11 protein-coding genes are annotated in these 12,622 nt (G+C 63.4%); 1 reads left to right on the plus strand and 10 read right to left on the minus strand.

The features are described from left to right. Positions 1–71: 71 nt before the first annotated feature. Positions 72–2,732 carry an alanine--tRNA ligase gene (gene alaS, locus C7451_RS15405; RefSeq protein ID WP_110299851.1) on the plus strand — a complete coding sequence of 887 codons (2,661 nt, stop codon included), beginning with the start codon at positions 72–74 and terminating at the stop codon, positions 2,730–2,732. Between the two features lie 309 nt (positions 2,733–3,041). Here the strand turns inward: alaS and rpmE are convergent, their stop codons facing one another. The 10 genes from rpmE to pyrH form a co-directional block, all read right to left on the minus strand. Further along, the gene (gene rpmE, locus C7451_RS15410) at positions 3,042–3,272 is read right to left on the minus strand and encodes a 50S ribosomal protein L31 (protein WP_110299852.1); all 231 of its coding nucleotides are present in this window, start codon (positions 3,270–3,272) and stop codon (positions 3,042–3,044) included. Between the two features lie 109 nt (positions 3,273–3,381). Continuing rightward, positions 3,382–3,840 carry a 3-hydroxyacyl-ACP dehydratase FabZ gene (gene fabZ / locus C7451_RS15415; RefSeq protein WP_023836949.1) on the minus strand — a complete coding sequence of 153 codons (459 nt, stop codon included), beginning with the start codon at positions 3,838–3,840 and terminating at the stop codon, positions 3,382–3,384. Between the two features lie 9 nt (positions 3,841–3,849). Then, positions 3,850–4,536: an OmpH family outer membrane protein gene (locus C7451_RS15420; RefSeq protein ID WP_110299853.1), complete on the minus strand. Its 687-nt coding sequence runs from the start codon at positions 4,534–4,536 to the stop codon at positions 3,850–3,852. Continuing rightward, a complete protein-coding gene (gene bamA / locus C7451_RS15425; RefSeq protein ID WP_110299854.1) occupies positions 4,536–7,217 on the minus strand; it encodes an outer membrane protein assembly factor BamA in 2,682 nt (893 codons plus the stop codon). The genes C7451_RS15420 and bamA overlap by 1 nt, the downstream gene beginning before the upstream one ends. A 116-nt stretch (positions 7,218–7,333) precedes the next feature. Further along, a complete protein-coding gene (gene rseP, locus C7451_RS15430; RefSeq protein WP_110299855.1) occupies positions 7,334–8,446 on the minus strand; it encodes an RIP metalloprotease RseP in 1,113 nt (370 codons plus the stop codon). Positions 8,447–8,449: 3 nt separating this feature from the next. Next, positions 8,450–9,661, minus strand: a complete 1,212-nt coding sequence (dxr, locus tag C7451_RS15435) for a 1-deoxy-D-xylulose-5-phosphate reductoisomerase (protein WP_110299856.1) — start codon at positions 9,659–9,661, stop codon at positions 8,450–8,452. A 7-nt stretch (positions 9,662–9,668) separates the two neighbouring features. Beyond that, positions 9,669–10,475, minus strand: a complete 807-nt coding sequence (locus tag C7451_RS15440) for a phosphatidate cytidylyltransferase (RefSeq protein WP_110299902.1) — start codon at positions 10,473–10,475, stop codon at positions 9,669–9,671. Beyond that, a complete protein-coding gene (uppS, locus tag C7451_RS15445; protein WP_244181956.1) occupies positions 10,462–11,130 on the minus strand; it encodes a polyprenyl diphosphate synthase in 669 nt (222 codons plus the stop codon). Before uppS ends, C7451_RS15440 begins: the two co-directional genes overlap by 14 nt. A 104-nt stretch (positions 11,131–11,234) precedes the next feature. Continuing rightward, complete coding sequence (frr, locus tag C7451_RS15450; RefSeq protein ID WP_110299858.1) at positions 11,235–11,792, minus strand: ribosome recycling factor; 558 nt, start codon at positions 11,790–11,792, stop codon at positions 11,235–11,237. A 4-nt stretch (positions 11,793–11,796) separates the two neighbouring features. Beyond that, positions 11,797–12,519 carry a UMP kinase gene (gene pyrH, locus C7451_RS15455; RefSeq protein WP_110299859.1) on the minus strand — a complete coding sequence of 241 codons (723 nt, stop codon included), beginning with the start codon at positions 12,517–12,519 and terminating at the stop codon, positions 11,797–11,799. Between the last annotated feature and the right edge of the window lie 103 nt (positions 12,520–12,622).

Raw genomic sequence — 12,622 nt, forward strand, 5'->3', positions numbered from 1 at the left:
AGCGGCTCTGTCCCTTCATTTTTGCGCATATATTGCTTCAATCTCGCTTCAACTCGCCTTATGTCGCAGCCATGACATCGACAAATGACATCCGGCGTTCGTTCCTCGAATATTTTGGGGGCAACGGCCATGACATCGTGCCCTCCGCGCCGCTGGTTCCGCACAACGACCCGACGCTGATGTTCGTCAATGCGGGCATGGTGCCGTTCAAGAACGTGTTCACCGGGCTGGAGACCCGCGCCAATGCGCGTGCCACTTCGTCGCAGAAATGCGTCCGCGCCGGCGGCAAGCACAACGATCTCGACAATGTCGGCTATACCGCGCGGCATCACACGTTTTTCGAGATGCTGGGCAATTTCTCGTTCGGCGACTATTTCAAGGAAGAGGCGATCCACCACGCCTGGACCCTGGTCAACAAGACCTGGGGCCTGGCTGCAGACAGGCTGACCGTCACCGTCTATCACACCGACGACGAAGCATTCGGGCTGTGGAAGAAGATCGCCGGGCTGCCCGACGAGCGGATCATCCGCATCGCCACTTCGGACAATTTCTGGTCGATGGGCGATACCGGCCCGTGTGGTCCATGCAGCGAGATCTTCTACGATCACGGTGACCATATCTTCGGCGGCCCGCCGGGATCGCCGGACGAGGACGGCGACCGGTTCATCGAGATCTGGAACCTGGTGTTCATGCAATATGAACAGCATGCCGATGGCAGCCGCACCAACCTGCCGCGGCCGTCGATCGATACCGGCATGGGCATCGAGCGCATCGCCGCAGTCATGCAGGGCGTCCACGACAATTACGACATCGACCTGTTCAAGGCGCTGATCGCCGCCTCGGGCCAGGCGACCGGCACTGCGACCACGGGCGACAATCAGGCGAGCCATCGCGTGATCGCCGATCACCTGCGCGCCACCTCGTTCCTGATCGCCGATGGCGTGCTGCCCGCCAACGAAGGGCGCGGCTATGTGCTGCGCCGGATCATGCGCCGCGCCATGCGCCATGCGCATATCCTGGGCGCGGCCGATCCGCTGATGCACCGGTTGGTGCCGACCCTCGTCGCCGAAATGGGCCAGGCCTTCCCCGAACTCGTCCGCGCGCAACCGTTGATCGAGGAAACGCTGGAGCGCGAGGAAACCCGCTTCCGCCAGACCCTCGACAAGGGATTGAGGCTGCTCGACGAGGCCACCGCGGACCTCGCTGAAGGCGCGGTGCTCTCGGGCGAGACCGCGTTCAAGCTCTACGACACCTATGGCTTCCCCTATGACCTGACCGAAGATGCCCTGCGCAGCCGCGGCCTGGGCGTCGATCGCGAAGGCTTCGACACCGCTATGGCCGCGCAGAAAGCCGCCGCGCGTGCCGCATGGAAGGGTTCGGGCGAGGCGGCGTCGGCCGAGATCTGGTATGATATTGCCGAGCGCGCCGGTGGCACCGAGTTCACCGGCTATACCGCCACCGAAGGCGAGGCCGAGGTTGTTGCGCTTGTCCGCGACGGTACCGAGATCGATAGCGCATCGGCAGGCGACACCGTCACCATCCTCGTGAACCAGACACCGTTCTATGGTGAGAGTGGCGGCCAGATGGGCGATGCCGGTGTCATCTCGTCGCTCGGCGGGCTCAAGGCTGTCGTTGACGATACCTCCAAGCCGCTTGGCCGGCTGCACGCGCACCAGGCGCGCGTCGAGGCTGGTACGATCAAGGTCGGCGATACCGTGCATCTCGCGGTCGATGTCGATCGGCGCGATGCGCTGCGCGCCAATCACAGCGCGACGCACCTGCTGCACGCGGCGCTGCGCAACCATCTGGGCGGTCATGTCACCCAAAAGGGATCGCTGGTCGCGCCCGATCGACTCCGGTTCGATTTCTCGCATCCCAAGGCCCTTACTGACGCGGAAATGGCTGCGATTGAGGCCGAGGTGAATGCCGAAATCCGCGCCAACGAGGCGGTGACGACGCGGCTGATGAGCCCCGATGACGCCGTTCAGGCGGGCGCGCTCGCCCTGTTTGGCGAGAAATACGGTGAGGAAGTGCGCGTTCTCTCGATGGGCCGTGCGACCGACAAGCATTATTCGGTCGAGCTGTGCGGCGGCACGCATGTGCGCGCGCTCGGCGATATCGGCATCTTCCGCATCGTCAGCGAAAGCGCGGTGTCGAGCGGCGTGCGCCGGATCGAGGCGCTGACCGGCGAAGGCGCTCGCCAGTGGCTGGTGGCACGCGACGAGCGGGTCAAGGCGATCGCGGCGTTGGTCAAGACATCGCCCGACGAGGTCGAGACGCGCATCGCCGCGCTGGTCGAGGAACGCCGCGCGCTCGAGCGCGAACTGGCCGAGGCGCGCAAGGCACTGGCGCTGGGCGGGGGTGGCGGCAAGGCCGGGCCTGCGGTCGAAACCGTCGGCGGGGTCAGCTTCCAGGCACAGGTGATCGATGGGCTCGATCCGAAGGAATTGCGCGGTCTGCTCGATCAGGCCAAGTCGGCGCTCGGATCGGGGGTTGCGGTGATGGTCGCCACCAATGACGGACGTGCCGCCTTTGCTGCGGCCGTGACCGACGATCTGACCGGACGCTTCAGCGCGGTCGATCTGGTCCGCGCCGGGGTCGAAGCGCTGGGCGGCAAGGGTGGCGGTGGCCGTCCCGACATGGCCCAGGGCGGTGGTCCGGACGCCAGCAAGGCGGATGACGCGGTGGCGGCCGTGCGCGCGCTGATCGAGAACGCAGCCGCGCCTGCGTAACGCTCGGCTCCCCTGCGCAGGCGGGACATCTTGTTGAAGTCTCTACAACAAACCGGTCCCCTGCGAAGGCAGGGGCCCATCACCTGCACTTGCCTGCTGTGCAGACGGTCAGTGGATTTGGTTAGTAGTCTGTTGGACGCTGGACCGGTGATGATAGCCTGAAAGCTCTGGAGATGGGCCGCTGCCTTCGCAGGGGATCTGAACCCGGTTTCACAGCCGAATACGCGTCCTCAATGAATCAAAAAAGGGCTGCGAAACCAGATGGTTCGCAGCCCTTTTTTATAGCGTCCCTCAGGCGAGGGGCGATGCTCAGCCCTTTTTGAGCGAGATGCCGCCGAAACGCTTGTTGAAGCGGGCGACCTGGCCGCCTGCATCCAGCATGCGCTGGTTGCCGCCGGTCCATGCCGGGTGCGAGGTCGGATCGATATCCAGCTGCAGCGTGTCGCCTTCCTTGCCCCAGGTCGAGCGGGTCTGGTACACGGTGCCGTCGGTCATCTTCACATTGATCATGTGGTAATCGGGATGGATATCGTTCTTCATCGTCTTTGTCCTTGAATATGGCTGGTTCCGACCAGCCCGCAGGATGAATGGGAAGCGGCGCGCATAACGCTGCGTGCCATCAAAAGCAAGAGCTTTACCGAAGTACCGATCAGGCCGGCGGGTCGGCAATCATTGCGGTAAAGCCGACTTCGCAGGCGAGCTTGCCGTTCATTTCGGCGCGTGCCCTGAACTTGCACACCTTGGCGCGCTTCTGCTCGAACTCGGCATGCAGGTCGAGCAGCACGCCGGGCTCGACCGGAACGCGGAACTTGGCACCGTCGATCGCCATGAAATACACGAGCTTGCCCGAGCCTGCGAGCCCCAGGGATTCGACCGCCAGGATGCCCGCAGCCTGCGCCAGCGCCTCGATGATGAGGACGCCGGGCATGATCGGGCGGGCAGGGAAGTGGCCCTGAAAGAACGGCTCGTTCATGCTGACCGCCTTGATCGCGTGGATCGACTGGTCGATGTCCAGCCGCGCCACGCGGTCGACGAGCAGCATGGGATAGCGGTGCGGAAGCGCCGCCATCACCTTCAGGATGTCATAGTTCACATCGCCTTCGGCCATGGAACGGACTTACCGGCCTTCGGGCTGCTGGGCAGCCGGTGCTGCCGGGCGGGCCTGGCCCTGCTGGGCAGCCTGCTGCGCGGCCTGCTGCTCACGCTGCTGACGCGGCAGCCAGCCCTGCGGTGGCACCAGCTGAGCCGAAGGGATCAGGGTATTGAGCTCTGCCGTGATGTCCTTGGTCAGGTCATAGGCATCGTTATGGGCCAGCGTCGCGCCGGTCTCGAACACGATCGTGATCTTGCGCTTGGTCATCGCCTGACGCACGGCCTGGTCGAACTTTTCGCTGATCTGTTCGAGCACATAGGCTTCCGACAGGGCGACGGGCTGCAGGATTTCCTGCACTTCCTGCGAACCCTGTTCACGCAGCTGCTGGATCTGGCCCAGCTGCTGCTGCAACGCAGCCTGATTGGCCTGCGCATTAGGTGCCTGAACGTCGGTGTTGAACTTGTTCACCAGCGGCTCGAGCTGCTGACGGATCTGGTTCGACTTGGCCTGCGCTGCATCATACTGCGCCTTGTACGTCGTCGGACGCGCGTTGTTGGCGTTGACGAAGGCCGACGATTCGACGACCGCACGGCGCTGATCGGCAATGCCGATGCCCGAAACGGCTTGGGCGGCGACGGGTGCGATCGCGCCCGAGGCCAGGGTGCCGGCGGCCATCAGGGCAGCGGCGGTGCATTTGAGCAGAAGTTTCATCAGAACTGGGTCCCTACGTTGAATGTGAATAGACGGGTGTCGTCGCCCGGCTCCTTGAGCAGGGCGCGGGCGATATCGATGCGGAAGGGTCCGAACGGCGAGTTCCAGTTGACGCCAAAGCCCACGGTGACGCGAGGTTTGGGTGAATCACCGAAGAACTGTTCGGTAAAGGCCAGGCTTGGAGTATTGGGCTGGCCTGCTGCATTGGTAGCATTGGTCACCGTGTTGATGACCTCGTTGCCAGCCGTGTCTCTGCCAACCTCCAGGAACAGCAGATTGCCGTTCTCGTCGCGGTTCTGGGGCGTCTGCAGCAGCGGACGAACCACGCCGAAGACCGCGCCGGCATCCACGAACACGGATGGGCGCAGGCCCAATTCTCTTGCGCCGCTGCCCAGCGGAATGTCGAGCTCGGCGCGGGCCAGATAGTAATAACGTCCACCCAGGGCGTCATCCACCCGGTTGCGTCGTTCCGTGATCGGCGTGTTGACCACGACGCCGTTGACGATCTCAGGTGTAAAGCCGGTACGGATCACGCGCGGACCCACACCTCGGATATCGAAGCCGCGGATCTGGGGCTGACCAAGGAAGAACCGATCGGTCAGACGGATATCGTCGATGCCCTGCGCCGGCGTGCCGCGATCCTCGAACGCGAGGATGTGGCCACCTTCGGCCGCGAGGGTGAAGATGAAATCGCTGCGGCCGATGCGCCAGTGCTTCGATGCGTTGAACCGCGTGCGCAAATAGCTGACCGCACCGCCAAGACCCGCGAAATCCTGGGACAGCGTGATATTCTGGCCACGGGTCGGTCGGATGCGGTTGTCGCGATTGTCGTAGATCAGCGAATAGCCGACCAGCGAGGTCGTGCGCTGGCCCAGGTTGTCGCACAGGAAGAAGCCGGCACGGACGGGATCGCATTCCAGTGTGCCATTATTGTCTAGGTCCGAGAAGAACTGGCTGCGATCCAGCGTCACGTCATCGACGGTCAGCGAGTAGCGCAGCAGCGCCGAAACATATTCGGTGATCGGCACGCCAAGCCGGAACGATGCCCCGGTGGTCAGCTGTTCGAACGTGGTGTTGCGCGAATTGCCGACAAAGTTGAAGCTGTTGAGGTCGCGGCGGAAGATGTCGGCGCCGAACGAGATGTTCTTGTCGAAGACATAGGGTTCGGTGAAGCTGAGGTTGATGCCTTGCGAGAACTGCGAATAGTTGATGCTGGCGCCGACCGTCTGACCCTTGCCGCGGAAGTTGCGCTGGCGGATCGAGGCCTGGAGGATGAAGTTCTCGATCGACGAGAAACCGGCGGAAAGCTGAAGTTCGCCGGTGGCCTTTTCCTCGACATTCGCCTCGAGAATGATGCGGTCGGGCGCGCTGCCCTGCTTCTGCTCAATCTCGAACTTTTCCTGGAAATAGCCGAGCGAGTTGATGCGGTTTTCCGAGCGCTTGACCAGGAAGCTGTTGAACGCGTCACCCTCGTTCAGACGGAATTCGCGGCGGACGATCTTGTCCAGGGTCAGCGTGTTGCCGTTGATGTCGATCCGCTCGACATAGACGCGTGCCGATTCCGCCAGCTCGAACGTGATGTCCATGGTGAGCGTTTCGCGGTTGCGGTTGAAGTTGGGCCGCACATCGGCAAACGCATAGCCGAACAGACCAGCGGTTTCGCTGAGCTGCTCGACCGTGTCTTCGACCTGCTTGGCATTGTACCAGTCGCCGGTCTTCATCGGCAGCTGCGCCTTCAGGCCATCTTCCGAAAAGTCGCGGATCTGGCTGTCAACGGCGACATCGCCAAACTTGTAGCGCTCGCCTTCCTCGACGACATAGGTGATGATGAAGTCGCGCTTGTCGGGGGTGAGCTCGGCCACCGCAGAGATGACGCGGAAATCCGCATAGCCCTGGGTGAGGTAGAACTGGCGCAGCTTCTGCTGGTCATAGGCCAGCTTGTCGGGGTCGTACGCGTCACCCGAGCTGAAGAAGCGGTAGAAGCGCGACTGCTTGGTCGCCATTTCGCCGCGCAGCTGACCGTCCGAGAATTTCTCGTTGCCCAGGATGTTGATCTGACGGACCTTGGACTTGGGTCCCTCGTTGATCTCGAACACCACATCGACACGGTTCTGGTCCTGCTGGACCATCTTGGGTTCCACCGTGGCGGCGAAACGTCCCTGGCGCTTGTAGAGCTCGATGATGCGCGCAACGTCGGCACGCACCTTGGTGCGGGTAAAGATCTGACGTGGCGACAGGCGGATTTCAGGCAGGATCTTGTCGTTCTTGATCCGCTTGTTGCCCTCGAGGATCACGCGGTTGATAACCGGGTTCTCCTTGACGTCGATCACCACCGCACCGTCATTGTTGCGGATGGCGACGTCGGCGAACAGTTCGGTCTCGAACAGATCGCGAAGCGCCTGGTCGGCGGCGACCTGGGTGTAGATATCACCGACGCGCAGCTGGATGTACGAGCGGACCGTGTCCGCCTCGATCCGCTGCGAGCCGTTGACGGTGATCGAGCGGATCTGCTGGCCGGTGGGAACGGCGGGCGCAGGGGCTGCAGCCTGGGGCGCAGTCGGCGGGGCTGCCGGACCTGTGGCCTGTGCAAAGGCTGCGCTTGCCGTTCCCGCCAGAACGGTCGAACTCAGCAACAGGCCGAGGGCACGCGCGCCAATGGCGATTTTGTTTTCAGATTTCACGGAAAGAAGACCCACCCTAAGCCAAAAAACACCGAACGGTCCCTGCATAGCCGTTCGATAACCCGCCCCGGTGCGCAAACCCCTGCAACATCCGCCGCCATCAATCAACCCGTCTTTCAGCCGAGCAGGCCGAACGACGCCAGATCGTTGACGGTCACGAACACCATCAGGGCCAGCACTGCGGCAAGACCCGAACGGAATGCCCATTCCATGACCTTGGGATTGACCGGTTTGCGTCGGATTCCCTCGATCGCGTAGAACAGCAGATGGCCGCCATCGAGCATCGGAACTGGCAGCAGGTTGATGAACCCCAAATTAATTGAAATCAGCGCGATGAAGAAGATGAAGTCGTCGAGCCCGGCGGAGAGCTGCTCGCCCGATACCTGCGCGATCTTGAGTGGCCCTCCGAGTTCGGAAACCGAGCGGCGACCGGTGATGACCTGGCCAAGGGTTGCGACCATCAGCCGCACGATATCGCCGGTACGCTCGACCGCCACGACGGGCGCCTCGATCAGCGAGACGGGGCGAACCACCGGTTGCGCCGACATGATGCCGAGGCGTCCGATGCGATATTCGTTGCCGAACCGGTCCTTCTGGATATCGACGCCAATCCGGAAATCGAATTCGCGCGTTTCGCCGCCGCGTTCGGCGCGCAGCGTGATGCGCTCGTCAGGACGGTGGGCGATCCGGCGGCCCAGTTCGTCGAACCACTCGATCTTTTCGCCATCGACGGACACGATGCGGTCACCCGGCAACAGGCCAGCTTCGGCCGCAGCGGACCCCGGCAGCACACCCGCCACGACCGGGGGGGTAACGCTCTTGCCATAGGCGAAGGCGAAGCCAGCGAGGATCAGGATTGCAAACAGGAAGTTGATGGCAGGGCCTGCAAAGACGATCAGCGCCCGCTGCCACAGGCTCTTGGACTGGAAGGTGCGGTTGCGTTCCTCGGCGGGGAGCGCGACCCAGTTGGGATCGGCCCGGCTCGACGGATCCATGTCGCCCGCGAACTGGACATAGCCCCCCAGGGGCAGCATTCCAAGCTTCCAGCGGGTGCCGCGCTTGTCGGTCCAGCCGGCAATCTCCCGCCCGAAGCCGATGGAGAAGGACTCCGCCTTTACCCCGAACCAGCGTCCGACCAGATAATGACCCATCTCATGCACGAAGACCAGGGGGCCGAGCACCAGCAGAAAGGCGATGACGGTCAGCAGAAAGCCGGGATTTTCGTTCAAGTGTCAGTTCCTGGTTCGAACGGCGGCGGCAGCATGCACGCGCGCATCTTTGTCAATCGCCAGCACGTCCTGCAGGCATTGCGGTTCTGCCGGGGTATAGCCTGCCAGCACAGTGGATACAATCGCGGCGATGTCGAGGAATCCGATCTCCTCCCGGAGAAACGCGGCGACCGCAATCTCGTTTGCAGCATTGAGAATGGCTGGCGCTGCGCCGCCGGCTGCGATCGCCTGGCGGCAGATGCCGGGGCCGGGAAAGCGCTTATCGTCCAGGGGCTCAAAGGTCAGCTGACCGATCGTGGCCAGATCCAGCGGAGCGCAGTTGGTCGCGATCCGGTCTGGCCAGGCCAGGGCAGAGGCGATCGGGATACGCATGTCCGGCGCGCCCAACTGGGCCAGCGTGGAACGGTCGCGATATTCGACCATCGAATGGATCACCGATTGCGGGTGCACCAGAATGCGGATCGCATCGAGACCGACGGGAAACAGGTGATAGGCCTCGATCAGTTCGAGCCCCTTGTTGAACATGGTTGCGCTGTCGACCGAGATCTTGGCGCCCATCGACCAGTTGGGATGCGCGACCGCCTGGGCGGGCCCCGCAGCGCGCATCTGATCGAGCGTCCAGGTGCGGAACGGACCACCGCTGGCTGTCAGCGTGATGCTTTGCACCTGATCATAACTAGCGCCGGCAAGGCACTGGAATATAGCATTATGCTCGGAATCAACAGGCAGCAGCGTGGCGCCACTGCTGCGCGCAGCCTCGATCATCAGCGCGCCCGACGAGACCAGCGCCTCTTTGTTGGCGAGCGCGACGCTGCGTCCGCGCAACAGGCTGCGCATGATCGGAGCAAGCCCTGCGCATCCGACGATCGCGGCCATGGTCCAGTCGGCGTCGAGATCGGCCGCATCGAGCAGCGCCTGCGGGCCGGACCAGGCTTGCGTAGCGCAGCCTTCGAGCGCATCGGCAAGCGTCTGATGCTGGGCGGGGTCGCCAATCACTGCAACCTGAGCACCGAATTCACGCGCCAGCCTCGCGAGCCCGGCGGCATCGCTATGGGCTGTCAGCGCAACGATCCGATAATGCGAAGGGTTCAGCCGGATGAGATCGAGCGTGGAGGTGCCGACCGAACCGGTGGCACCGAAGATGCTGATCGTACGCGGGTGCGCGACCGGGGGCGGCACGATAAGGCCGGGAGAGAGCGTTTCTGCGCGCGACATCGAGTTCCTATCCTAGCGCCCAAAATGCATTGGCTGCAACCAGCGTTGCGACGACTGGCGCAACCGGCACCAGCCCGTCGACACGATCGAGTATGCCGCCATGGCCGGGAATGAGCGCTCCTGAATCCTTGACCCCCGCCTGGCGCTTCATCCAGCTCTCCAGAAAATCGCCGATCTGCGCCACGATTGCGAGCGGCGCGCTGGCCAGCACGAGAATATAGGGAAGATCGAGATATTCGCGTAGAGCGATCGCAAACACCAGCGCCGCCGTCATGCCGCCCGCCAGCCCGGCCCAGGTCTTGCTGGGGCTGATCGAGGGCGCGATCTTGGGGCCGCCAATGCCGCGCCCGGCGAAATAGGCACCGATGTCCGTGGCCCACACCGTCGCCATCGTCCAGAAGGCGAGCAGCAGTCCGTTGTCCTGCTGGCGCAGATAGAGCAGGGCCATGACCGGCACGGCGCAATAGAGCACGCCCCAGGCCAGGCGGAAGCTGCGATCCACGGTGGCGATGAAAAAGGCGCCGCCGATGATGAATCCGAGCGAGAGAAAGCCCGGGCCATCGGCAAGCGGGGAAAGCATCGACAAGGGCGCCATCAGCGCCAGCATCGACAGGCGGCGGCGTTCCATGCGGCCGACCAGCCCGGCCCATTCATGCTGCATCGCCAGCGCGCCGGCCATCAGCAGCAGCCAGAACGCGATCCCCCCCAGCCACAAGGCCGTGCCCGCAATGGCGACCAGCACCACGCCCGAGCCCGTGCGAACCGCCAGATCCTGGCCGAACAGCGAACGCCGGACGGGTTCAGCGGCCACCAAAGCGCCTTTCGCGCGCGGCATAGGCGGTAAACGCCTCTGCCAGGCTGTCGCCGTTGAAATCGGGCCAGAGCGTGTCGGTGAAGTACAGTTCGGCATAGGCCGCCTGCCACAGGAGGAAGTTGCTCAACCTCAGTTCTCCCGAGGTGCGGATTAGCAGGTCGAGCGGCGGCAGGTCACCGGTATCGAGCGCAGCTTCGATATGCGCATCCTCGATCGCATCGGGGTTGATCTCGCCGCGAGCCGCCGCATGTGCCAGCGCGCGGGCCACGCGGACCAGTTCGTCCTGCGCACCATAGTTGAGCGCGATGGCAAGCGTCGTCCCGCTGTTGTGCGCCGTGCGGTGAACGACGTCGTCGATCATGTCGACGAGATCGGGCGCGAGTGCGCGATAATTGCCGATGATCTTCAGCCGCACATTGTTGGCAATGAACTCGTCGACATCGGCGCGGATGAAATGGCGCAGCAGCCCCATCAGATCCGACACCTCATCCTCGGGCCGTTTCCAGTTTTCCGAGGAGAAGGCGTAGAGCGTCAGGGCCTCAAGCCCCATGTCGCGCGCGGCACGCACCGTGGTACGTACCGCCTCGACACCCTGTTTGTGTCCGACAAAGCGCGGCAGGTTCCGTCTGGCGGCCCAGCGCCCATTGCCATCCATGATGATGGCGGCATGACGGACGCCAACGGCTGTTGCCAGTCCCGCATGGGGCAGGGCAGCGCTGTGCGCCTCTGCCTTGGGCAATTTCGGGGCCGGACGGAAGATCACTGTCCGAGGATTTCTTTTTCTTTCTGCGTCGCCGCGGCATCCGCCTGCGCGATCATGTCGTCAGTCAGCTTCTGCACCTCGGTTTCGAAGCGCTTGCGCTCGTCCTCGCTGATCTCGCCCTTCTTCTCGTCGGTCTTCAGCGAATCCATGCCGTCACGCCGGACGTTGCGGATCGCGACGCGTGCCTTTTCTGCATATTGACCGGCCAGCTTGGCCAGTTCCTTGCGACGCTCCTCGGTGAGATCCGGGATCGGGAGGCGCAGCGTCTGGCCATCGACGATCGGGTTGAGGCCGAGTCCCGCCGAGCGGATCGCCTTGTCGGCGGGGCCGACATTCGACTTGTCCCACACCTGGACCGACAGCATGCGCGGCTCGGGTGCAGATACGGTCGCGATCTGCGTCAGCGGCATGTGTGCGCCATAGACTTCGACCGTCACCGGATCGAGCAGCGTGGTGTTGGCGCGTCCGGTGCGCAGGCCGGAAAGGTCGCTCTTGAGCGATTCGACCGCGCCATTCATCCGGCGTTCCAGATCCTTCTTGTCAAACTGTGCCACAGGTTCAGTCCTTCTGATGTACGGTTGTCGCAGTGCCTTCGCCGCTCAGAACGCGGGCGAGATTGCCCTGTTCGCGGATCGAGAACACCACGATGGGGATGGAGTTGTCGCGGCACAGCGCGACCGCGCTGGCGTCCATGACCTTGAGATTATCCTGCAAGACCCGGTCGTAACTCAATGTTTCATATCGCACGGCATTGGGGTCGAGCTTGGGATCGGCATTGTACACGCCATCGACGCTGGTGCCTTTCAGCAGCGCATCGCACTTCATCTCGGCAGCGCGCAGCGCCGCGCCGGAATCGGTGGTGAAATAGGGTGCGCCGACGCCAGCGGCGAAAATCACCACGCGACCCTTTTCGAGGTGGCGCTGGGCGCGCCTGCGGATCACCGGCTCGCACACCTTGTCCATCTCGATCGCGGACTGGACGCGGGTGGGAACGCCAAGCTGCTCCAGCGCGCTCTGCATCGCCAGCGCGTTCATGACGGTGGCGAGCATGCCCATATAGTCGGCCTGGGCGCGATCCATGCCCTTTGCAGCGCCAGCCATGCCGCGAAAGATATTGCCGCCGCCGATGACCAGGCAGATTTCAAGCCCGGTATCCTTGGCGGCCTTCACTTCTGCAGCCATGCGCGAAACGGTGGCCGGATCGATGCCGTATTGACCGTCGCCCATCAGGGCTTCCCCCGACAGCTTCAGGAGGATGCGGCGGTAGGAAGCGATGGTCATGAAATATCCGGTATCTGGGATGAGGTACGGCCCTGGGGCCGGGTGGCGGGCACCATAGTCAGTGCATCCGGCACTGCCAAGCACGTTCCTTCACATCTTTGCG

This window comes from Blastomonas natatoria, assembly GCF_003201955.1.
GTDB lineage: Bacteria > Pseudomonadota > Alphaproteobacteria > Sphingomonadales > Sphingomonadaceae > Blastomonas > Blastomonas natatoria.

What these genes read in the sequence shown, in the direction of transcription:
- fabZ (WP_023836949.1), bottom strand. Translation starts at nt 3,840, where the DNA reads ATGGCCGAAGGCGATGTGAACTATGACATCCTGAAGGTGATGGCGGCG.
- C7451_RS15420 (WP_110299853.1), bottom strand. Translation starts at nt 4,536, where the DNA reads ATGAAACTTCTGCTCAAATGCACCGCCGCTGCCCTGATGGCCGCCGGC.
- alaS (WP_110299851.1), top strand. Translation starts at nt 72, where the DNA reads ATGACATCGACAAATGACATCCGGCGTTCGTTCCTCGAATATTTTGGG.
- dxr (WP_110299856.1), bottom strand. Translation starts at nt 9,661, where the DNA reads ATGTCGCGCGCAGAAACGCTCTCTCCCGGCCTTATCGTGCCGCCCCCG.
- rpmE (WP_110299852.1), bottom strand. Translation starts at nt 3,272, where the DNA reads ATGAAGAACGATATCCATCCCGATTACCACATGATCAATGTGAAGATG.
- uppS (WP_244181956.1), bottom strand. Translation starts at nt 11,130, where the DNA reads ATGGATGGCAATGGGCGCTGGGCCGCCAGACGGAACCTGCCGCGCTTT.
- pyrH (WP_110299859.1), bottom strand. Translation starts at nt 12,519, where the DNA reads ATGACCATCGCTTCCTACCGCCGCATCCTCCTGAAGCTGTCGGGGGAA.